Source organism: Mycobacteroides saopaulense (assembly GCF_001456355.1).
Lineage (GTDB): Bacteria > Actinomycetota > Actinomycetes > Mycobacteriales > Mycobacteriaceae > Mycobacterium > Mycobacterium saopaulense.
Genome location: NZ_CP010271.1, coordinates 2,505,719 through 2,526,114, shown reverse-complemented (window position 1 = coordinate 2,526,114; position 20,396 = coordinate 2,505,719). Strand labels below are relative to the sequence as shown.

Annotated in this window: 19 protein-coding genes; 12 read left to right on the top strand and 7 right to left on the bottom strand. The window is 66.0% G+C overall.

The features are described from left to right. The first annotated feature begins 2 nt into the window (after positions 1-2). The 6 genes from MYCSP_RS12585 to tpiA all read left to right on the top strand — a co-directional run bounded on the left by MYCSP_RS12585 (position 3) and on the right by tpiA (position 6,567). Complete coding sequence (locus MYCSP_RS12585) at positions 3-1,088, top strand: gluconeogenesis factor YvcK family protein (RefSeq protein ID WP_407661541.1); 1,086 nt, start codon at positions 3-5, stop codon at positions 1,086-1,088. Further along, positions 1,085-2,062, top strand: a complete 978-nt coding sequence (gene whiA, locus MYCSP_RS12580; RefSeq protein WP_030093500.1) for a DNA-binding protein WhiA — start codon at positions 1,085-1,087, stop codon at positions 2,060-2,062. Before MYCSP_RS12585 ends, whiA begins: the two co-directional genes overlap by 4 nt. A gap of 179 nt (positions 2,063-2,241) precedes the next feature. Then, positions 2,242-3,465, top strand: a complete 1,224-nt coding sequence (locus MYCSP_RS12575) for an MFS transporter (protein ID WP_162266357.1) — start codon at positions 2,242-2,244, stop codon at positions 3,463-3,465. A gap of 53 nt (positions 3,466-3,518) precedes the next feature. Next, positions 3,519-4,541: a type I glyceraldehyde-3-phosphate dehydrogenase gene (gap, locus tag MYCSP_RS12570; RefSeq protein WP_070910729.1), complete on the top strand. Its 1,023-nt coding sequence runs from the start codon at positions 3,519-3,521 to the stop codon at positions 4,539-4,541. A 2-nt stretch (positions 4,542-4,543) separates the two neighbouring features. Continuing rightward, on the top strand, positions 4,544-5,770 hold the full coding sequence (locus MYCSP_RS12565; RefSeq protein ID WP_083013172.1) for a phosphoglycerate kinase: 1,227 nt from the start codon (positions 4,544-4,546) through the stop codon (positions 5,768-5,770). A gap of 11 nt (positions 5,771-5,781) precedes the next feature. Continuing rightward, positions 5,782-6,567 carry a triose-phosphate isomerase gene (gene tpiA, locus MYCSP_RS12560; protein WP_083013173.1) on the top strand — a complete coding sequence of 262 codons (786 nt, stop codon included), beginning with the start codon at positions 5,782-5,784 and terminating at the stop codon, positions 6,565-6,567. Position 6,568: 1 nt separating this feature from the next. Here the strand turns inward: tpiA and MYCSP_RS12555 are convergent, their stop codons facing one another. Beyond that, on the bottom strand, positions 6,569-8,239 hold the full coding sequence (locus tag MYCSP_RS12555) for a DUF2207 domain-containing protein (RefSeq protein ID WP_088413891.1): 1,671 nt from the start codon (positions 8,237-8,239) through the stop codon (positions 6,569-6,571). A 77-nt stretch (positions 8,240-8,316) separates the two neighbouring features. Here MYCSP_RS12555 and MYCSP_RS12550 point away from each other — a divergent pair, with 77 nt between their 5' ends. The 5 genes from MYCSP_RS12550 (at position 8,317) to MYCSP_RS12530 (ending at position 11,494) form a co-directional block, all read left to right on the top strand. Next, positions 8,317-9,486 carry a neutral zinc metallopeptidase gene (locus MYCSP_RS12550; protein ID WP_088415599.1) on the top strand — a complete coding sequence of 390 codons (1,170 nt, stop codon included), beginning with the start codon at positions 8,317-8,319 and terminating at the stop codon, positions 9,484-9,486. Between the two features lie 49 nt (positions 9,487-9,535). Beyond that, positions 9,536-9,772 carry a preprotein translocase subunit SecG gene (secG, locus tag MYCSP_RS12545; protein ID WP_030093493.1) on the top strand — a complete coding sequence of 79 codons (237 nt, stop codon included), beginning with the start codon at positions 9,536-9,538 and terminating at the stop codon, positions 9,770-9,772. A 264-nt stretch (positions 9,773-10,036) separates the two neighbouring features. After that, on the top strand, positions 10,037-10,423 hold the full coding sequence (locus tag MYCSP_RS12540; RefSeq protein ID WP_070910324.1) for a hypothetical protein: 387 nt from the start codon (positions 10,037-10,039) through the stop codon (positions 10,421-10,423). Further along, complete coding sequence (locus MYCSP_RS12535) at positions 10,420-10,755, top strand: hypothetical protein (protein ID WP_083013175.1); 336 nt, start codon at positions 10,420-10,422, stop codon at positions 10,753-10,755. Before MYCSP_RS12540 ends, MYCSP_RS12535 begins: the two co-directional genes overlap by 4 nt. Then, positions 10,742-11,494, top strand: a complete 753-nt coding sequence (locus tag MYCSP_RS12530; protein ID WP_083013176.1) for a hypothetical protein — start codon at positions 10,742-10,744, stop codon at positions 11,492-11,494. Before MYCSP_RS12535 ends, MYCSP_RS12530 begins: the two co-directional genes overlap by 14 nt. A gap of 199 nt (positions 11,495-11,693) precedes the next feature. On the opposite strand, the gene pgl is transcribed toward MYCSP_RS12530, so the two are convergent. From pgl to tkt, 5 genes are read right to left on the bottom strand one after another with little or no spacing between them, the layout of a single operon-like run. Continuing rightward, a complete protein-coding gene (gene pgl, locus MYCSP_RS12525) occupies positions 11,694-12,437 on the bottom strand; it encodes a 6-phosphogluconolactonase (protein WP_083013178.1) in 744 nt (247 codons plus the stop codon). Next, positions 12,434-13,342: a glucose-6-phosphate dehydrogenase assembly protein OpcA gene (gene opcA, locus MYCSP_RS12520; RefSeq protein ID WP_070910320.1), complete on the bottom strand. Its 909-nt coding sequence runs from the start codon at positions 13,340-13,342 to the stop codon at positions 12,434-12,436. Before opcA ends, pgl begins: the two co-directional genes overlap by 4 nt. Positions 13,343-13,361: 19 nt before the next feature. Then, a complete protein-coding gene (gene zwf, locus MYCSP_RS12515; RefSeq protein ID WP_083013351.1) occupies positions 13,362-14,912 on the bottom strand; it encodes a glucose-6-phosphate dehydrogenase in 1,551 nt (516 codons plus the stop codon). Between the two features lie 35 nt (positions 14,913-14,947). Then, positions 14,948-16,081, bottom strand: a complete 1,134-nt coding sequence (gene tal / locus MYCSP_RS12510) for a transaldolase (RefSeq protein WP_088415598.1) — start codon at positions 16,079-16,081, stop codon at positions 14,948-14,950. A gap of 26 nt (positions 16,082-16,107) precedes the next feature. Further along, positions 16,108-18,225, bottom strand: a complete 2,118-nt coding sequence (gene tkt / locus MYCSP_RS12505) for a transketolase (protein WP_088415597.1) — start codon at positions 18,223-18,225, stop codon at positions 16,108-16,110. Positions 18,226-18,453: 228 nt separating this feature from the next. Between tkt and MYCSP_RS12500 the strand changes: the two genes are divergently transcribed. Next, on the top strand, positions 18,454-19,389 hold the full coding sequence (locus MYCSP_RS12500; RefSeq protein WP_162266234.1) for a heme o synthase: 936 nt from the start codon (positions 18,454-18,456) through the stop codon (positions 19,387-19,389). A gap of 6 nt (positions 19,390-19,395) precedes the next feature. Here MYCSP_RS12500 and MYCSP_RS12495 read toward each other — a convergent pair whose 3' ends face one another. Beyond that, entirely contained in the window at positions 19,396-20,373 is a 978-nt protein-coding gene (locus tag MYCSP_RS12495; RefSeq protein ID WP_088415596.1) for a quinone oxidoreductase family protein, read from the bottom strand. Positions 20,374-20,396: the final 23 nt, after the last annotated feature.

Genomic DNA, 20,396 nt, shown 5'->3' with positions numbered 1-20,396 from the left:
GCATGGATCGGGTGGACTCACCGTTCGCGCGACGTGAACCCCGCATTGTCGCCCTCGGGGGCGGGCACGGTCTGTACGCAACCCTGTCGGCGGCCCGGCGGCTCACCCACGACATCACCGCCGTCGTCACGGTGTCCGACGACGGCGGGTCATCGGGGCGAATCCGCTCCGAGCTGGGGATCGTGCCTCCCGGCGATCTGCGCATGGCGCTGGCCGCGCTCGCATCCGACAGTCCCCGCGGGCGCATGTGGGCCACCGCCATCCAGCACCGGCTGGGGGGCAGCGGCGGGTTGGCCGGGCACCCGATCGGCAATCTGATCTTGGCGGGGCTCACCGACATGCTCGCCGATCCGGTCACCGCGCTCGACGAGATGGGGCGCATGCTCGGCATCACCGGACGGGTACTGCCCATGTGCCCGATTCCGCTGCAGATCGAGGCCGACGTGTCGGGCCTGGAGTCAGATCCGCGGATGAGCCGGGTGATCCGCGGGCAGGTCGCGCTGGCGACCACACCGGGCAAGGTGCGCCGGGTACGTCTGCATCCGGGAGATCCTCCTGCGACCCGACAGGCTGTGGATGCCATCATGGCCGCAGACCTGGTGGTTCTCGGGCCCGGATCCTGGTTCACGAGCGTCATCCCGCATGTTCTGGTGCCCGAGTTGTTCGCGGCATTGCAGCAGACACGAGCCCGCAAGGCACTGATCTTGAACCTTGCTTCGGAGCCGGGGGAGACCGCGGGCTTTTCCGCCGAGCGACATTTGCACGTACTCTCGCAGCACGCTCCCGAGTTCGGTGTGCATGACATCGTCGTCGAATCTGCCTCGGCAGATGGCACCGAACGCGACCACCTGACCAGGGCTGCCGCCCTGTTCAATGCGCAGGTTCAATTCGCTGATGTCGCGCGTCCTGGTACACATTTACATGACCCTGCGAAACTGTCGGCGGTCTTGGATCGAGTACGGACGGGTGGCGCGGCCTTGGGCACAGGAACTTCCGCAGGAGCAGATGCCGAATCTACGGTGCGCCTCGCAGCGGGGGGCGGGCACACGCAACATGGAAGCCAGAGAGGGGACGCCACGTGGCGATGACCGCCGAGGTCAAGGACGAACTGAGCCGCCTGGTGGTGACTCAGGTCAGTAGCCGCCGCGCCGAGGTCGCGTCGCTGCTGCGGTTCGCCGGCGGACTGCATATCGTCAGCGGCCGGGTTGTCGTCGAGGCGGAGGTCGATCAGGGCAGCATCGCGCGGCGTCTGCGCAAAGACATCTTCGATCTATACGGCTACAACGCCGTGGTGCATGTCCTGTCGGCCGGCGGCATTCGCAAGACGACCCGTTACGTGGTGCGCGTCGCGAAGGATGGCGAGGCGCTGGCACGACAGACCGGGCTGCTCGATCTGCGGGGCCGTCCGGTGCGTGGGCTGCCCGCACAGGTGGTCGGCGGCAGCGTGGCCGATGCCGAGGCAGCGTGGCGCGGTGCCTTCCTGGCCCACGGCTCACTGACGGAGCCCGGCAGGTCTTCGGCGCTGGAGGTCAGCTGCCCGGGCCCCGAGGCCGCATTGGCACTGGTCGGCGCGGCGCGGCGGCTCGGTGTGAGTGCCAAGGCCCGTGAAGTGCGGGGGAGCGACCGCGTAGTGGTTCGCGACGGCGAGGCGATTGGTGCCCTGCTTACCCGCATGGGCGCCCAGGACACCCGGCTGACCTGGGAAGAACGCCGTATGCGCCGCGAGGTACGGGCAACGGCGAACCGGCTCGCGAACTTCGACGACGCGAACCTGCGCAGGTCGGCGCGTGCGGCGGTGGCCGCTGCCGCACGCGTGGAACGCGCACTGGAAATCCTCGGTGACACCGTCCCCGACCATCTGGCCGCTGCGGGCAAACTGCGTGTCGAGCATCGTCAGGCATCGCTGGAGGAGCTGGGCCGCCTGGCCGATCCGGTCATGACCAAAGATGCTGTCGCGGGCCGTATCCGGCGACTGTTGTCGATGGCCGATCGCAAGGCCAAGACCGACGGCATCCCCGATACCGAATCCGCGGTGACCCCGGAGCTGCTCGAAGAAGCCTGAGCTCCAGTCTCGCGCGCGGCGAAAACCGTTGGCGAATTGTCGGAGTGCTTTCGTACCCTGAGTTTGTGGACTCTGCCAAGCAGTTGAAAACCGAAGGGGTCCTTGGGAAAAACTCCGAGGACTCTTCGGGCGAGGAGTCGCACCATCAGACCTCCCAGCTGCCGCGCGCGCTGCGTCCGCTGCGACATCGGGACTACCGGCTGCTGACCCTGGGGCTGGCGATCACCCTGCTGGGCAACGGCATGTGGACAGTGGCGCTGGTCTGGCAAGTCATCCGGATGGGACTGGGGCCCGCGCAGGTCGCCATCGTCGGCACCACCTTCAGCGTCGGGCTGCTGGTCAGTGTGTTGCCCGCGGGTGTCGCCGCCGATCGCCTGCCCAAGCTGTGGGTGATGCGGTGCTCGCTGGCGTTGCAGACCGTGCTGATGTTCACCACCGCGACGCTCGCGCTGACCGGTGCAGCGCACATCTGGCATCTGGCGCTCAACTCACTGTTGTTCGGTATCGCCGAGGGTTTCTACATACCGGCCTATACCGCGCTGCTGCCGAGCTTGCTACCCGCCGATGAACTGTTGGCCGCCAATGGAATTGAAGGCGTGTTACGGCCCGTGATGCAGTTGGCGGCCGGGCCCGCGGTCAGCGCGGCGATAGTCAGTGTGTGGTCACCGGGCGGGGCGTTCCTCCTGGAGGGCGTTCTGGTCGCGGCCGGGCTGTGTTGCCTGCTGCTGGTCCGGCACCGGCACGAGCCGCCTGCCTCGACGGATATGCGGCAGCATCCGCTGCGCCGGGCCGCCGCCGACTTGGTCGAGGGATTCCGGTACATGGTGCACACCACCTGGTTCTTCGCCACACTGCTGTTCGCGATCGGCTATGTGCTGGTGGTGGTGGGCCCCATCGAGATCCTGCTGCCGTTCGTCATCCGCGACCACGGCGGCGATCCCGGTACCCACGCCACCGTGCTGGCGCTGTTCGGTTTGGCCGGAGCGGTCGGCTCGTTCATCGTGTCCTCGCTGCCCCTCGCGCGCCGGTACCTGACGGTGATGATCCTGATGTGGGGGGCGGGCTCGCTGCCCCTGGTGCTGATCGGATTCACCGGGCACGTCTGGATGATCGCTTTGGCCATGATCGTGGTGGGCGGCACCATGCAGGCCGCCAACGTCATCTGGGGCACCCTGATGCAGCGCCGTGTGCCCGAGGAGATGCTCGGGCGCGCGGCCAGCATGGACTTCTTTGTGTCCCTGGTCGGCCTGCCCGCATCCTTTGCGTTGGTGGTTCCGGTGGCCCACGTCATCGGCAACACGACGGTGTTCGTCATCGCCGGAGTGGCGCCTCTGGTGCTGGCGGTCGCCGCCCATATCGTCGCGCGGCTGGGCCGGGACGAAATGGCTCACCCCCTGGGCTAATGTGAGTGCCGATAACGGGTACACAACCACATCAAGACATGAGGGAGCGCTACGTGACTGTCCGGGTAGGCGTAAACGGGTTTGGCCGGATCGGCCGGAACTTCTTTCGGGCACTGGACGCGCAGAAGGCTCAAGGGATCAACACCGACATCGAGATTGTCGCGGTCAACGACCTGACCGACAACGCCACCCTGGCCCACCTGCTGAAGTTCGATTCCATCCTGGGCCGGCTGCCGTACGACGTCAGCCTGGAGGGCGACGACACCATCGTCGTCGGCGACCACAAGATCAAGGCCCTCGAGGTCCGCGAAGGCCCGGCGGCGCTGCCGTGGGGTGACCTGGGTGTCGACGTCGTCGTCGAATCGACCGGTATCTTCACCAAGCGCGACAAGGCCCAGGGCCACCTGGACGCCGGTGCCAAGAAGGTCATCATCTCCGCGCCCGCCAGTGACGAGGACATCACCATCGTGCTGGGCGTCAACGACGACAAGTACGACGGCAGCCAGAACATCATCTCCAACGCCTCGTGCACCACGAACTGCCTCGGGCCGCTGGCCAAGGTGCTCAATGACGAGTTCGGCATCGTCAAGGGCCTGATGACCACCATTCACGCCTACACCCAGGACCAGAACCTGCAGGACGGCCCGCACGGCGACCTGCGCCGCGCCCGTGCCGCCGCGCTGAACATCGTGCCTACCTCGACCGGTGCGGCCAAGGCCATCGGCCTGGTACTGCCCGAGCTCAAGGGCAAGCTCGACGGTTACGCCCTGCGCGTGCCGATCCCCACCGGCTCGGCCACCGACCTCACCGTTGAACTCAAGAAGGCCGCCAGTGCGGAGGAGATCAATGCCGCCATGAAGGCCGCGGCGGAGGGCAAGCTCAAGGGCATCCTCAAGTACTACGACGCGCCGATCGTGTCGTCGGACATCGTCACCGACCCGCACAGCTCGATCTTCGATGCAGGGCTGACCAAGGTGATCGACGACCAGGCCAAGGTTGTCTCCTGGTACGACAACGAGTGGGGTTACTCGAACCGCCTGGTCGACCTGGTCGGCCTGGTCGGCAAGTCGCTGTAACGATGGCGATCAAGTCGCTGAATGACCTGCTGGCCGAGGGAGTTTCGGGCAAGGGTGTGCTGGTCCGCTCGGACCTGAACGTTCCGCTCGATGACAATCTCAATATCACCGATCCCGGTCGCATCGTGGCCTCGGTCCCCACCATCCGCGCGCTCGCGGGTGCCGGGGCCAAGGTCATCGTGACCGCCCACCTGGGCCGTCCGGACGGCAAGCCGGATCCCAAGCTGTCGCTGGCCCCGGTCGGTGCGGCGCTCGGTGAGCTGCTGGGCCAGCATGTGCAGGTGGCAGGTGACGTGGTCGGCACCGACGCGCTGGCGCGTGCCGAAGGCCTGACCGATGGTGATGTGCTGCTGCTGGAGAACATCCGGTTCGACCCGCGCGAGACCAGCAAGGACGACGCACAGCGGCTGGCGCTCGCCCAGGAGCTGGCCGAGCTGGTCGGCGGCCCGACCGGTACCGGTGGAGCCTTTGTCTCCGACGGGTTCGGGGTGGTGCACCGCAAGCAGGCCTCCGTCTACGACGTGGCGACCCTGCTGCCGCATTACGCCGGTGGTCTGGTGGCCGCCGAGGTGGAAGTTCTGCGGGTGCTCACGGCCAGCACCGAGCGTCCGTACGCGGTGGTGCTCGGCGGCTCCAAGGTCTCCGACAAGCTGGCGGTCATCGAATCGCTGGCCACCAAGGCCGACAGCCTGGTGATCGGCGGCGGCATGTGCTTCACCTTCTTGGCCGCGCAGGGACTGCCGGTGGGCAAGTCGCTGGTACAGCCCGAGATGATCGAGACGTGCGCCAGCCTGCTCGACCGGTACGCCGACGTGATCCATCTGCCGATGGACATCGTCGCCGCGGACGAGTTCGCGGCCGATTCGCCCTCGGAAACCGTTGCCGCGGATGCTATTCCGGAGGGCAAGATGGGCCTGGATATCGGGCCGGAGTCGGTGAAGCGGTTCACGGCCGTGCTGTCGAACGCCAAGACCATCTTCTGGAACGGCCCCATGGGTGTGTTCGAGTTCCCGGCGTTCGCGGCGGGCACGCGGGGTGTGGCCGAGGCGATCATCGCGGCCACCGAGAAGGGTGCCTTCAGCGTGGTCGGCGGTGGCGATTCCGCGGCCGCAGTGCGCGCACTGGACCTGCCGGACGATGGCTTCTCGCACATCTCCACCGGTGGTGGCGCATCCCTGGAATACCTTGAAGGCAAGGCGCTTCCGGGTATCGACGTTCTCGAAAGCTAGAGGAGCTCCGCATGTCGCGTAAGCCGCTGATTGCCGGCAACTGGAAGATGAACCTCAATCATTTCGAGGCCATCGCCCTGGTGCAGAAGATCGCATTCTCGTTACCGGACAAGTACTTCGACAAAGTGGACGTGACGGTCATTCCGCCGTTCACCGACATCCGGAGCGTGCAGACGCTGGTCGACGGGGACAAGTTGCGGCTCACCTATGGTGCGCAGGACGTGTCGGTGCATGACGCGGGTGCGTACACCGGTGAGATCAGCGGTGCCTTCCTGGCCAAGCTGGGCGTCACCTACGTCGTCGTCGGGCACTCCGAGCGCCGGCAGTACCACGGCGAGGACGACGCGCTGGTGGCCGCCAAGGCGACGGCGGCGCTCAAGCACGGTCTGACGCCGATTGTGTGTATCGGTGAGGCTCTCGACATCCGCGAAGCGGGGGATCACGTCGAGTACAACGTGAATTCCTTGCGCGGGTCGCTGGCCGGGCTTACCGCCGAGCAGGTCGCGCAGGTGGTGATCGCCTACGAGCCGGTATGGGCGATCGGCACCGGCCGGGTGGCGAGTGCCGCCGACGCGCAGGAAGTGTGTGCGGCGATCCGGGCCGAGCTGGCGCAGATCGTGAACGCCGAGGTGGCGTCGTCCGTGCGAGTGCTCTACGGCGGCTCGGCCAACGCCAAGAACGTGGGCGAGATCGTCGCCCAGGAGGATGTCGACGGCGCGCTGGTCGGCGGGGCCTCGCTCGACGGTGAGCAGTTCGCCCAGATGTCGGCGATCGCCGCGGGTGGACCGCTGCTCTAACTCAATTCTGCGGCAGGTTCTGTAGGTGCGCGCCGCGCGCCAACACGCCGTCCAGAATGGTGAGGAAGGCTGGCAGATTCGTGGTGATATCTGCTGCTGTCTTGTCGACTTCATCGGAAGCCGTCTCGTACCAATCGATTCCGGGCGAACCGTCTACGGCGGTATCGAGTGTCTCCATGGCCTTGAGCCATGCACCCAACTGCCCCAGGACCACGGCGTAAGGCGCCGCCCGGGTCAGGATGATCTCCCGATCGGTGGGCTCCAGGGCCGCCACATCGAGGTCGGCGAGGTACCGGCGCAGCGCGGCCATATGTGCCACCAGCAGCCGGCCACGCGCGGTCCGTACCGGAAGCAACATGCCCGCCAGCGCGCTGACGGCTCCCGCGCCGCATACCGCCACACCGATCATGGCGCTGCCGACGCTGAGCGCCAGTGCGGCCGTGATCACGACACCGCCGAGCAGTACGCCGATTCCGTAACGGGTTAGGGCGCCAAGGTGTTCGGGCGAACGGCGGAACCACCGATGGCGCTGGGCATCGGTGTACATCGCCTCGGGGATGGCGCCGAGATCCAGCCGGGAACCGGGCGATTGGAAACTGGATGCGAAGACAGTCTCGGTGTCCTGGGGGAGCAGGGCATTCAGTAACCGGGTCTCGTAGGCGGTCAGGAGGCCGTCCGTCGGCGCGCGACGGGATATCTGCCAATCGAGCTGTGCACCGGGCGTGGTGGTTTCGGCGATCCACAGGTATCCCCGCACCGCCAGGTCGACGATCGTCGCGGTGAGGTCTACGGCGTCGACGCGCAGATCGACAACGGTGCCCACTTGCCCGGGCAGCACGCCGTCGGGCGCCGCGAATCGCGTTCCATCGGCGTCATGCACGAGGGGATCTGCTGGGGTGACGGGGATTTCGGCGGCTTGTGTGTCCCGCCGGCGCGCGATGACGACCCAGCCCGCCAATGCGGTCGTGATGACACCGAGCCCCGCGAGCGCGGCGATCGACGGCCATGTCAGCGCGAAGGGGCCCGGTGCCCCCGGGATTGCCGTGAAGACGGCGCTGGGCGGAACCGTGCCGGCGGGCAGCATGACGCTGAAGACGGCGAATGAGTCCGGCGGGAGTTCGTTCTGCTGAACCCGGATGACCCCCAGGTGGTCAAGTTGGGCCGCGGTACAACGTGTTTGGGAACCTGGTGTGCCCAGAGAACATTCGGGAGAGCTGGGTTTGGTACTCGGGGATACGAACGAAGCCGTGACATCGTGCAGGGCAGAGCTCCACCCCGAGGCAAACGGCCAGGTCACATGCTGGTGTCCGTCGACGTCGGCCACGGCCCCGCGCACCGTGTAGGTGACAGTCGCCGGGCCTCGAGCGGTGATGGTCAGCGCCGCACTGTCGGCTGAGGTTTCCGCGTTGCCGGTGCTGGCCGGGGTGTTCACTTCAAAGTGCTGAATTCGATTGCCTTCGACCATCGTGGCGAGAGGGAGATACCGTTGCAGCACTTGGTCTTTGGCTGGTGTGATGGTTTCGGTGACATTCAGCGTGCCGTCGTCGGCAAGGTTCATGGCCACCGCGACAGTGCCGGTGCGACCGTCCGCGTCCGCTGGAGCCGCCGCGAGGAGCCACCCGGCGCATACCGACAGACATATCAACAGCCGCACAACCGCCCCGCGAATCATCTCTCCCACGGCGGTAACCCTAGGTCAGGGTCGATATGCTGGCGCGCATTCACAAAACGTGTTTGGGGGCGGACGACATGGGGCAGCAGCCGTACTACCAATCCAGGCCGGTGCCCGGCTGGGGGACACCGCTACCTCCACCTGCTCACGCTCCGATGGCATCGCCGTACCGAGGATGGCGCCCACCGCCCGGTGCACCGTTTCCGGGATATCCGGCGCCCCAACCGCCACCCGCGTACCGGGTGCCACCGGTGCGTCCTGTGTATCCACCGCCGGCAGGGTACGGACCGCGACCGCATGCGCGCGGCGGGTCTCACACCGGCCTGATCATCGGTGGCGTGGTGTGCGCCCTGATTGCGGCTTTGGTGCTGGGTACGATGGCGGTATTGGCGCTGCGTCCGAGTAGGGACCGTTCGGCGCGAGCCACCACCACGTGGCAGTACCCCGCGACAACAATTCGCAGTACGGCCGTGTGGACGGCATCGTCGACGAGCCCCACCGCGGCACCGACGCCCCCGCCGCCACCCGGCCCCAAGCCGGTGTACGCGCTCGGCAACAATCCGTTGTTCCGGAATCAGGACGCGGGATTCACGAATGCGCCGTGCTCCACGAGCACATGGCCGTTCGACATCCCACACGCTGACGCCTTCTACCGTGACCTTCGCGGGTGCATGGATCCGGAGTGGCGGCGGCTGCTCGACGGGCATGATCTGCCGTGGTCGTCGCCGGGTTTGGTAGTGGCCGGAAGCTATGTGGATTCGCCGTGTGGGGGCGAATACTTCGGTAGGGAGACGGCGGCCTTCTACTGTCCCTCGAACAACACGATCTACATGTCGGTCGTGGGTGTGCCCCCGGCCAGGTATGGGAACCACGATGGTATCTACCTGGCCGTTTACGCCCACGAGTATGGGCACCATGCTCAGGAGCTCAGCGGGGTGTGGGGTGAGTACTGGAGCCAGCGCCGCGCTGCCGGAGTCGATTCACCGCAGGGACTTGAGTTGTCCCGACGGGCAGAACTGCAGGCCCAGTGTTTCTCGGGAATGTTCGTGGGCTCTCGACGCGGTGGCACCATAACCCAGCAGGAACTCGACCTGGCCTGGAACGACCAGGATCGCGGTGATGGACAACAGCCCAAGCGTGACCACGGTTCCAACCAGCATGCGGAGGCATGGTGGCGGCACGGCTCGCTCAAGAATCGGCTGTGGGAGTGCAATACCTGGCTGGCCGACAGTTCGGCAGTGAGCTGACCGGAGTCCCTGCGCAGGTGGGCGGAACCGAGCCGGTAGGCTGACACCCATGGAATTGGCGTTGCAGATCATCCTGGTGATCACGAGCTTGCTCGTGGTCTTGCTGGTGCTGTTGCACCGTGCGAAGGGCGGTGGTCTGTCCACGCTGTTCGGTGGTGGCGTTCAGTCCAGCCTTTCCGGCTCGACGGTGGTGGAGAAGAACCTGGACCGGCTCACCTACTTCGTCACCGCCATCTGGGTGATCTCGATCATCGGTGTCGGGCTGGAGATCAAGCTCGGCGGCTAGCGCCAGAAGGTTTCACCAACAGCGGACTACTGCACAGGTAGTCCGCTGTTTTGTCTCTGTAGTAGATATTCTTGCTGGTAGTTGACGTTCATCTATTTGCGGAGAAATTTCTTCAAAATTCATGGAACCGATTCACCTCCTCAGCCCATCAATCTCTATGTATGGCACAGAAGTCGACAGATGCCAGCAGCGGTCGGTGGACCGGGGACGCGGAGGGGACGTTCCCGTTTCACCGTCCGTGTTCTCGGAAAGGAGCCCCTCGTCATGTCGGAGTGCCGTGGTGACCCCCGCCAATGGATTCGTGAGTACCAGGACCGTCTTGAGGTCCTCGGGCAGCGCGCCCAGTATGTGCAGCAGACCGTGGGGCTGGTTCGCGGCCATGCCAAGGACGATGTGGGGGTGGCGGTGACCGTCGGTTCGGGGGGACGCATCGAGGCACTCGATCTGGACGAGTCGACACTGTCGATGGATGCGCGGGATCTCTCCGCGATCATCACGCGGACCATCGCGGCGGCGCAGGTCAATGCGGCAAGCCAGATCCACAGCACGCTGCATGATCTCACCGGCGATGGACCGGCTATGGACTACGTCAAGGGCTATCTGGACGGCGGGCACCTTGGGGAGGGTGAACATCTGGGACCGGTGACATGAGCGATGAGATGAGTGGGACCTTTCGGTTTGACCGCGACGTGGTGTTGCGCGAGGCGGCCAACCTGGAGAGCGCCGGTGCAACGGTGCGGTTCCTGCTCGATCATCATGGAGAGGGGCTCGGCGAACGGGACCTGGGGGCGGCGTCCTCAGATTTCGTGATGTCGGTACGGGGGAGCATCGAGCAGCTCGGCGACGCGGTCCGTACTCTCGGCGATGTCATGGTGGAGACGGGTCAGCGCCTACATGACCAGGCCCGGCAGATCGCCGAGGCTGAGGATCAGACTGTCGCGGCGATGAAGAAGATTGGTGAAGGGTTCGGTGGACACCCTTGATGCCGAGCTGAAACCGCTCACTCGCCTGCACGACGCCGGACTGGGCTTCTTGGTGGAGCATGTGCAGTTCCTCGAAGAACCACTCGATGCGCTTCGGGGCGACCCCGCAGCTGCATCTGCCGAAGCCACCTTCTGGCGTTACAGCATTGCCGATGTCACCAATGTGCAACAGGAACTCTCGGCGGTTCTCAGCGCGCTCGGCGATGGTCACAGCGGAGCGGCGGCCATGGGATTCAGCGAGGCATCTGGTCTCCTCGATGATGCCCTCCAAGAGCTGCGCCTCGTCGCGGCGAACATCAATCAGCGCATCAACGTGGTGACCGATCTGGTCACACATACCCGGAGCATGCTCGGGCAGTGGGTGGAAGGCTACGTGGACGACGTCATCACCGAGTTCACCGCGGCGCGGGCCGCCTCACCCATCACCCAGGGAGGCAGTGTCGCGACAACGATCGCCTCCGCGGTGGCCGATGCCTCCGAACTCGGAAACAAGATGGGACGCACGCTGTCTCAGCTTCTGGACCGCCTGGATGAGCATGCCGGCGCTATTCGGGAGGCAGTGGCGGAGTTCGCGATCAACGTGGAGCGTCTGCGCACCCCTGCACCCGGCGCCGCCGTCGCCTCGGTTCCCACGGCGGCTGTCGTCAGCCACGCGCGTCCGGCCGCGGCCCCGGCCGAACATGGGTTGCCGGTGGACCCCGACGCACTGTTCGCCGCTGGGCAGGGCAACGAGGCTTAGGCTGCCGCGCGCAGAACGTACGCCAGCTTCGATGGCCACGAAACGCGTACCGGTGTCACGGCAGTTACCGTCGACTCGGCAATCAGCTTGCACACCAGGGGGATCGGGATCATCGGCGAGACCGCGAAATAGACGATGAAGAAAAGCGCGGGAAGGCGAGCCGCCTCGGGCGATGGGCTCGCGGATGGACCGGCGCGGACTAGTTCAGCTGGCTTGCCGCGGCCGTGTCGAGCAGCCACACGGTACGTTCGGTGCCCTCGGCGCCCGCTGCCGGCACGTCGACAGGGTCGGCACCGCCGATCGCCGCGGCAACCGCTTCGGCCTTGGCCTCGCCCGCAACGACCAACCACACCTCGCGAGAACGCTGAATAGCAGGCAGTGTCAAGGTAATCCGCTGTGGCGGGGGCTTGGGCGAGTCGGGCACCGCCACGACGAGACGCTGTGTCTCCCTGACCGCATCGGTGTGGGGGAACAGTGAATTGATGTGGCCCTCACCGCCCATGCCCAGCAGATGGACATCGAACGTGGGACAGTCCTGGCCGGGATCGGCATTGGCCGCCAAGAGCTGCTCGTACGCGAGTGCGGCCGCGTCCAGGTCGGTGCCGTACTCGCTTTCGCTGTTCGGCATGGCATGCATGTTGCGCAGCGGGAAGTTCACATGCTCAAGCAGTGCTTCCCAGGCCTGCCAGGCATTGCGTTCCGGATCGGTTTTCGGGACGTATCGATCATCACCCCAGAACACGTGGACATTGGCCCAGTCGAGATCGCTGGCGACATCCCGTAGATGCTTGAGCAGTGCGATGCCGGTACCACCACCGGTGAACACAATCATCGCCTTGCCGCGTTCGGCGAGGGCGTCGGCGATAGCCGACGCCAGCCGATCGCCGGCAGCGGTCACCAAAGCATCGGTGTCCGTGTACTTTTCGATGATCGTCTCACTCATACGTACTGCACCTTCGCGATTCCCTCAAGCGCCGTGCGGTAGATCTCGTCGGGGTCGAGGCGGCGCAAGTCCTCGGCCAGGCAATCTCGTGTTTCCCTGCGCGGCAACGGAAGTGATGCCGACGGGCGTCCAGTGCGGGCCAAGGTCGCAATGGCGCCGGTCTGCGGACGGCTCAGCGTGACGATCTCGCTGTCCCGGTGCAGTTCCACCTTCAACTCGCCGACCACCCGGGTGACCGGGCCCTCGATGCGGGAGGCCAGCCAGCCCGCGGTCACATCCAGTGCGGGCTCGGTGGCCAGTCCGGACACCACCGCGGAGTTGATGCCCTCATACGGCGGTTGATCCAGTGCCGATGCCAGCAGCGCGCGCCAGTAGGTGATCCGGCTCCACGACAGGTCGGTGTCGCCCGGGGTGTATCCGGTCAGGCGGTTCTTGATGGCATCCATCGGATCGGGTGCGGTCGTGGCATCGGTGATCCGGCGAATAGCCAAGCGTCCCAACGGGTGCTTGGCAGGCACCGGCGGCGCCTGATTGGGCCACCAGGCCACCACCGGGGTATCGGGCAGCAGGAACGGGATCACCACACTGTGCTCGTGGGCGGCCAGCGGGCCGCGCAGTCGCAGCACCACCACCTCGCCGGTACCGGCATCGCCGCCGACGCGGATCTGTGCACTCAGTCCGGTGTCCGGCGCCAGCGGGTTGCGTTCCAGCACGATCACCCGGCAGGGATGCTCGTGGCTTGCACCGTTGGCGGCCTCGATGACTTCTTCGACGTTGTCGCCGGCATCGGTGATGACCACCAGGGTCAGCACGCGGGCCATGGTGACGGCACCGCCGGTCTCGCGCAGCTCGACCAGCTTCTTGTTGACGTCGTTCGTGGTGGTGTTGGGCAGATCGATGATCATGACTCGACTCCTTCGCGGATCACGGCCGCCTCCAGTCTCGTCCCGTACGGGCCAACATGTCGAAGGCCGACTGTGGGCCCCAGGTCCCGGACTCGTAGGTTTCGGGTTTGCCGCCCGCAGCCCAGAAGTCCAGTACGGGATCCAGTATCCGCCAGGACAATTCGACCTCGGCATTCACCGGGAACAGCGACGGTTCCCCCAGCAGCACATCGAGGATCAACCGCTCATAGGCCTCCGGCGATTCCTCGGTGAACGCCTGTTCGTAGGAGAAGTCCATGTTGACGTCGCGGACCTCCATGGCGGTCCCGGGAACCTTGGAGCCGAATCGCAGCGTGACGCCCTCGTCCGGTTGCACCCGGATCACCAGTGCGTTGGCCCCGAGCTCCTCGGTCATGGTGGAGTCGAACGGCAGGTGTGGCGCCCGCTTGAACACCAGCGCGATCTCGGTGACGCGGCGGCCGAGGCGTTTTCCGGTCCGCAGATAGAACGGAACCCCGGCCCAGCGCCTGCTGTCCACCTCCAGGGTGATGGCCGCGAACGTCTCGGTGGTCGAGGTCTTGGAGAACCCGTCCTCCTCCAACAGGCCGGGCACCTGCTGGCTGCCCTGCCAGCCGGGTCCGTACTGGCCGCGGGCGGTGGTTTCGGCCAGTGGTTCGGCCAGCCGGGTCGCGGACAGCACCTTGATCTTCTCGGCCTGCAACTCGGCGGGGGAGAAGTTGATCGGCTCCTCCATCGCAGTGAAGGCCAGCAACTGCAGAAGGTGGTTCTGGATGACATCGCGGGCTGCCCCGATGCCGTCGTAATACCCTGCGCGTCCACCCAACCCGATGTCCTCGGCCATGGTGATCTGCACGTGGTCCACGAAGTGTGCATTCCAGATGGGGTCGAACAACTGGTTCGCGAAACGCAACGCGAGGATATTCTGCACCGTCTCCTTGCCGAGATAGTGATCGATGCGGAAAACCGATTCCTCGGGGAACACCTCGTTGACGACAGCGTTCAGCTCGCGGGCGCTCTCCAGATCATGGCCGAAGGGCTTCTCGATCACGACGCGGCGCCAGGCCCCGTCCACCGGTTGCGCGAGGCCCGACTTGGACAGCTGCTCGCAGACCGTGGGAAAGGCCTTTGGCGGAATCGACAGGTAGAAAGCGTGATTGCCGCCGGTGCCGCGTTCCTCGTCGAGGGTCTGCAACGTCTTCTTCAGCTGCTCGAAGGCTTCGTCATCGTCGAAGCTGCCCTGCACGAACCGGATTCCCTCGGCAAGGCGATCCCACACGTGTTGGCGAAACGGGGTGCGCGCGTGCGTCTTGACGGCGTCCAGCACGATTTGCCCGAAGTCCTCGTTGGCCCAATCCCGTCGGGCGAAACCCACCAATGCAAAGGTCGGGGGAAGTAACCCGCGGTTGGCGAGGTCGTAGATCGCCGGCATCAGTTTCTTGCGGGCCAGATCGCCGGTGACACCGAAGATCACCAGCGAGCAGGGACCAGCGATGCGGGGCAGACGCTTGTCGCGCCTGTCCCGCAACGGGTTTGTTGCAGATACGTCTTTCGCGGGGAGAACGTCGGTCATGGATGAGCCTTTCGTGTGAAGACCGTCATCCACGCTCAGTCCTTGGTGGATACCGCGTCGAGTTGGGCTTGGGTGGCGTCGATGAGCTCGTTCCAGGCGACCTCGAACTTCTCGACGCCTTCGGTCTCGAGCACCTCGAACACATCGTCGAGGTCGATCCCGGCACGCGTCAGCTCGTGGAACACCGCGTGTGCACCGTCGTAGGTCCCGTGAATGGTGTTGCCGGTGACCACCCCGTGGTCGGCGACCGCCTCCAGGGTTTTCTCGGGCATGGTGTTCACGGTGTGCGGCGCCACCAGGTCCACGACGTACAACGTGTCGTCGTAGTCGGGGTTCTTCACGCCCGTCGACGCCCACAGTGGGCGCTGCACCCGCGCACCGGCCTTCTTGAGCTCGGCGAACCGGTGACCGTGTTCGAAGACCTTCTCGTAGGCCTGGTAGGCGAGCCGGGCGTTGGCCACCCCGGCGCGGCCCCGCAGCGAGAGGGCCTGACCACTGCCGATGTCCTCAAGGCGCTTGTCGATCTCGGTGTCCACCCGGGAAACGAAGAACGAGGCCACGGAGTGGATCTTGGACAGGTCGCGTCCGGCTTCCTTGGCGGCCTCCAGGCCGGCCAGGTAGGCGTCCATGACTTCCTTGTGGCGCTCCACCGAGAAGATCAGGGTGACGTTCACCGAGATGCCCTCGGCGATCACCGCCGAGATCGCCGGCAGACCCGCCTTGGTGGCCGGAATCTTGATCAGCAGGTTTGGCCGGTCGACGATCTTCCACAGCTCGATCGCCTGCAGGATGGTCTTGTCGGTGTCATGAGCCAGCCGCGGGTCCACTTCGATGGACACGCGACCGTCGATGCCCTCGGAGGCCTCGTACTGAGGAGCCAACACATCGCAGGCGGCGCGTACGTCGTCGGTGGTGGCGGTGCGGATCGCCGAGTCGACATCGGCACCGCGCTCGGCCAGCTCGGCGATCTGCGCGTCATAGGCGTGTCCCTTGGACAGCGCTGCCTGGAAGATCGCGGGGTTGGTGGTCACCCCGACGACGCTCCGGGTTGCGATCAGCTCGGCGAGATTGCCTGAGTTGAGTCGGTCCCGTGAGAGATCGTCGAGCCAGACGGCGACTCCGGCCTCGCTCAGTTCGGCGAGATTAGCGTTCTGATCAGATGTGCTCATGGGAGTCATCCCTTCCTGATTCGGGGTTATTGAGCTGCTGCGATTGACCTTTCGGCGGCCGCAGCCACTGCGTCCGGGGTGAAGCCGAACTCGCGGAACAAGGTCTTGTCGTCGGCGGAAGCTCCGAAGTGCTCCAGCGACACGATCTGCCCGGCGTCGCCGACGAACTTGTACCAACCCTGAGCGATTCCGGCCTCCACCACCACCCGGGCACGAACCGACGGCGGCAGCACGCTGTCGCGGTATTCCTGGGGCTGGGCCTCGAACCATTCCACACAGGGGAACGAAACCACCGAGGCCGCAATTCCCTTGGCGGCCAGAATTTTCTTGGCCTCGACAGCGAGCTGCAGCTCCGAGCCGGTACCGATGAGGATCACCTCGGGCTTGCCGCTGGCGTCTTCCAGCACGTAACCGCCCTTGGCCACGCCGTCGCGGCTGGTGCCCCCCAAGATCGGCACGCCCTGTCGCGTCAACGCCAAACCGACTGGGCCGGTACTGGATCGACGTTCAAGGATGGTCGCCCAGGCATAGGCGGTTTCGTTGGCATCACCGGGCCGCACCACCGAAAGGTTGGGAATGGCGCGCAGAGCCGCCAAGTGCTCGACCGGCTGGTGGGTGGGGCCGTCCTCGCCCAGACCGATTGAGTCGTGTGTCCAAACGTAGATCGGGTCGATGTTCATCAGCGCCGCCAACCGCACCGCGGGGCGCATATAGTCGGCGAACTGCAGGAAAGTACCGCCGTACGGGCGGGTGTGCCCATGCAGCACGATGCCGGACAGGATGGAACCCATCGCGTGCTCGCGAATGCCGAAATGCAATGTGCGACCGTAGGGTTGGGCATTCCAGTCGGACGTTGCGATGGACGTCGGGCCGAAGGAGTCGGCGCCCTTGATGGTGGTGTTGTTGCTGCCCGCGAGGTCCGCCGAGCCGCCCCACAGCTCGGGTAGCTTGGGGCCAAGCGCCGAGAGCGTGTCGCCGGACGCGGCACGGGTGGCGATGCCCTTGGATCCCGGCTCCCAGTACGGCAGTTCGGCGTCCCAGCCGTCGGGGAGCTCGCCGGCCTCCAGCCGGTCCAGCAGCGCCTTGCGCTCGGGCTCGCGGGCGGCCCAGGCGTCAAAGTCTTTGTCCCACTCGGCATGTGCCTGCTTACCGCGCTGCACCAGCTCACGGGTGTGAGCGATCACTTCCGGGGCCACGTCGAAGGATTTCTCGGGGTCGAAGCCCAGAATCTTCTTGGTGGCGGCCACCTCGTCGGCGCCCAGCGCGGAGCCATGCACACCGCCGGTGTTCATCTTGGTGGGGGCGGGGTATCCGATGATCGTGCGCAGCGCGATGAACGACGGGCGGTCGGTGACGGCGCGGGCGTTGGCCAGTGCTTCCTCGATGCCGGTGACGTTCTCGCCACTGATGACGGTCTGCACATGCCAGCCGTAGGCCTCGTAGCGGGCGGGAGTGTCCTCCGAGAGTGCGATCTTGGTGTCGTGCTCGATGGAGATCTCGTTGTCGTCCCAGATGACGATGAGGTTCCCGAGCTGCTGAGTCCCGGCCAGGGAGGACGCCTCGGAGGTGACGCCCTCTTCGATGTCACCGTCGGAGGCGATGACGTAGATGAAGTGGTCGAACGGGCTGGTACCGGGCGCTGCGTCGGGATCGAACAGGCCACGCTCGTAGCGAGAAGCCATCGCCATGCCGACCGCGGAGGCCAGGCCCTGGCCGAGCGGGCCGGTGGTGATCTCGACGCCCTTGGTGTGGTGATACTCGGGGTGGCCGGGGGTCAGCGAGCCCCAGGTGCGCAGCGCCTCGATGTCGGAGAGCTCCAGGCCGAATCCGCCCAAGTACAGCTGTAGATACAGGGTCAGACTGCTGTGTCCGCAGGACAGCACGAACCGGTCCCGGCCGATCCAGGTGGTGTCGCTGGGGTCGTGGCGCAGCTGGCGCTGAAAGAGCGTGTACGCCAAGGGCGCCAGGCTCATCGCGGTGCCCGGGTGCCCGTTGCCGACCTTCTGTACGGCATCGGCGGCCAGGACCCGAGCGGTATCCACCGCACGCGAGTCCAGGTCTGTCCAGTCATCCGGGTGGTTGGCCCGGGTGAGGGTTGGGATATCGGTCGGGATTTCCGCCAGTTCATGCGAGATCGCGGTCACGGGGCCCATCGTAGTGCTGCCCATTTCGTACCGCTGCCTCAAGGCCGGGTCACGCCCCGCGAGCAATGTGATAGTCCGGCGATGGTCAACCTGTGTTCACTTCGGTGGGCACAGGTTGGTTGTCGACGCCGGACCCTGGCGGTCTACCATCGTGTGTAGTAGAGCGCTCAGTGCCGCGGGTCGGCTGGCTCACCCATAAAGCTACCCAGGAGGATCAGCGCGGTGCGGATGCGAGAGACGCAGGGCGCGCATGGCCACGGCCGTACCGCACCGCCCTTTCTCCGCACGATTCTCGCGTATGTCGCGCTGACCAAGCCGCGCGTCATCGAACTGCTGTTGGTCACCACGATTCCGGCGATGCTGTTGGCCGATCGCGGGCACGTGAATCCGCTGCTGATCCTGAACACGCTTCTCGGCGGAATCATGGCCGCGGCCAGTGCCAACACCTTGAACTGTGTGGCCGACGCCGACATCGACAAGGTCATGAAGCGCACCGCGCGGCGGCCGCTGGCCACCTCGTCGGTGACCACCCGAAACGCCCTGATCTTCGGCGTCGTGCTCGGCACCGGGGCGTTCGCATGGCTGTGGTGGACCGCCAACCTGCTGTCCGGCGTGCTGGCCGTGGCCACCATCGCGTTCTACGTGTTCATCTACACGCTGGTGCTCAAGCGCCGCACCGCGCAGAACGTGGTGTGGGGCGGAGCGGCGGGGTGTATGCCGGTGATGATCGGCTGGTCCGCGGTCACGGACACGATTGCGTGGCCGGCGCTGGTGATGTTCGCGATCATCTTCTTCTGGACGCCTCCGCACACCTGGGCGCTGGCGATGCGGTACAAGGAGGACTACCGCGCCGCCGGCGTGCCGATGCTGCCGGTGATCGCGACCGAGGAGAAGGTCACCAAGCTGATCCTGGTCTACACCTGGCTCACGGTGCTGGCCACGCTGGTGCTCGCGCTGGCGGCCGGTGTCATCTACGCCGTGGTCGCTTTCCTGGCGGGGGTGTGGTTCCTGGCGATGGCGCACCAGCTGTACTCGGGTGTGCGCAAGGGGCAGCCGATCAAGCCCCTGCGTCTGTTCCTGCAGTCGAACAACTACCTGGCCGTGGTCTTCTGCGCACTGGCCGTCGACTCCGTGGTCGGCTGGCCCACCCTCTTCCAGCTCTGAGCCGCGTCAGGGCACCAATACGACCGACCCCGTGGTCTTGCGTGCCTCCAGGTCGGTATGTGCCTGCGCGGCTTGATCAAGCGGGTAGGCGGCACCGATCGTGATCTTCAAGGTCCCGCGTGACACCAGGTCCAGGACGTCATCGGCACGCCAGGCGAACTCTTCGGGCGTGCGGATGAAATGCCCCATGGTGGGGCGCGTCAGCACCGCCGACTTCGCGGTGAGGCGCTGCGGGTCGAAGGGTGGCACCTGGCCGCTGGCCGCGCCGTAGAGCGCGATCAGGCCACGCACCCGCACGGCGGCCAGGCTCGCTTCGAAGGTCGACTTGCCGACACCGTCGTAGGCCACCGCCACGCCCTCGCCCGAGGTCAATTCCAGGATCCGCGAAGTGAATTCGGCGGGATCGTCGGGATCGGGGTAGGGCAGCACCTCGGCCGCACCGGCCTCCTGGGACAGCTTCTCCTTGGCCTCGCTCGACACGGTGGTGATGACCCTGACACCGCGATAGGTCGCCCACTGGGTCAGCAGCAGGCCCATACCGCCCGCGCCGGCGTGCACCAGCACGGTGTCACCGGCCGCGACGGGGTAGACCGAGGTCAGCAGGTAGTGCGCGGTGATGCCCTGCAGCAATGCGCTGGCCGCGACCTGGGCGGACAACCCGGTGGGCACCTTCGCAGTGAAATCGGCTGGCGCGGTGGTTGATTCGGCGTACCCCCAGGCCGCGACCGGACTGGCGACGCGATCTCCGGGGGCGAGGGTGTGAACGCCTTCGCCGACGGCGCTCACCACCCCGCTGACCTCAGAACCCGGAATGTGCGGGAGCGGGGCCGCGTAGCTGCCGTTACGTAGGTAGACGTCGCGGAAGTTGACGCCCACCGCGTCGACGTCGATGAGTACCTCACCGGAGCCCGGTGTCGGGTCGGTCTTCTCGACGAGGGTGAGGACCTCGGGGCCTCCGGTCACGGGCACTTCGATGGCACGCATGGGTACCAGTATCCAGGCCACGT

What these genes read in the sequence shown, in the direction of transcription:
- MYCSP_RS12555 (WP_088413891.1), bottom strand. Translation starts at nt 8,239, where the DNA reads ATGATTCGCGGGGCGGTTGTGCGGCTGTTGATATGTCTGTCGGTATGC.
- tal (WP_088415598.1), bottom strand. Translation starts at nt 16,081, where the DNA reads ATGAGCACATCTGATCAGAACGCTAATCTCGCCGAACTGAGCGAGGCC.
- MYCSP_RS12565 (WP_083013172.1), top strand. Translation starts at nt 4,544, where the DNA reads ATGGCGATCAAGTCGCTGAATGACCTGCTGGCCGAGGGAGTTTCGGGC.
- MYCSP_RS12585 (WP_407661541.1), top strand. Translation starts at nt 3, where the DNA reads ATGGATCGGGTGGACTCACCGTTCGCGCGACGTGAACCCCGCATTGTC.
- MYCSP_RS12500 (WP_162266234.1), top strand. Translation starts at nt 18,454, where the DNA reads ATGCGAGAGACGCAGGGCGCGCATGGCCACGGCCGTACCGCACCGCCC.
- MYCSP_RS12535 (WP_083013175.1), top strand. Translation starts at nt 10,420, where the DNA reads ATGAGCGATGAGATGAGTGGGACCTTTCGGTTTGACCGCGACGTGGTG.
- zwf (WP_083013351.1), bottom strand. Translation starts at nt 14,912, where the DNA reads ATGACCGACGTTCTCCCCGCGAAAGACGTATCTGCAACAAACCCGTTG.
- MYCSP_RS12495 (WP_088415596.1), bottom strand. Translation starts at nt 20,373, where the DNA reads ATGCGTGCCATCGAAGTGCCCGTGACCGGAGGCCCCGAGGTCCTCACC.
- pgl (WP_083013178.1), bottom strand. Translation starts at nt 12,437, where the DNA reads ATGAGTGAGACGATCATCGAAAAGTACACGGACACCGATGCTTTGGTG.
- MYCSP_RS12540 (WP_070910324.1), top strand. Translation starts at nt 10,037, where the DNA reads ATGTCGGAGTGCCGTGGTGACCCCCGCCAATGGATTCGTGAGTACCAG.
- whiA (WP_030093500.1), top strand. Translation starts at nt 1,085, where the DNA reads ATGACCGCCGAGGTCAAGGACGAACTGAGCCGCCTGGTGGTGACTCAG.
- MYCSP_RS12550 (WP_088415599.1), top strand. Translation starts at nt 8,317, where the DNA reads ATGGGGCAGCAGCCGTACTACCAATCCAGGCCGGTGCCCGGCTGGGGG.
- secG (WP_030093493.1), top strand. Translation starts at nt 9,536, where the DNA reads ATGGAATTGGCGTTGCAGATCATCCTGGTGATCACGAGCTTGCTCGTG.
- tpiA (WP_083013173.1), top strand. Translation starts at nt 5,782, where the DNA reads ATGTCGCGTAAGCCGCTGATTGCCGGCAACTGGAAGATGAACCTCAAT.
- opcA (WP_070910320.1), bottom strand. Translation starts at nt 13,342, where the DNA reads ATGATCATCGATCTGCCCAACACCACCACGAACGACGTCAACAAGAAG.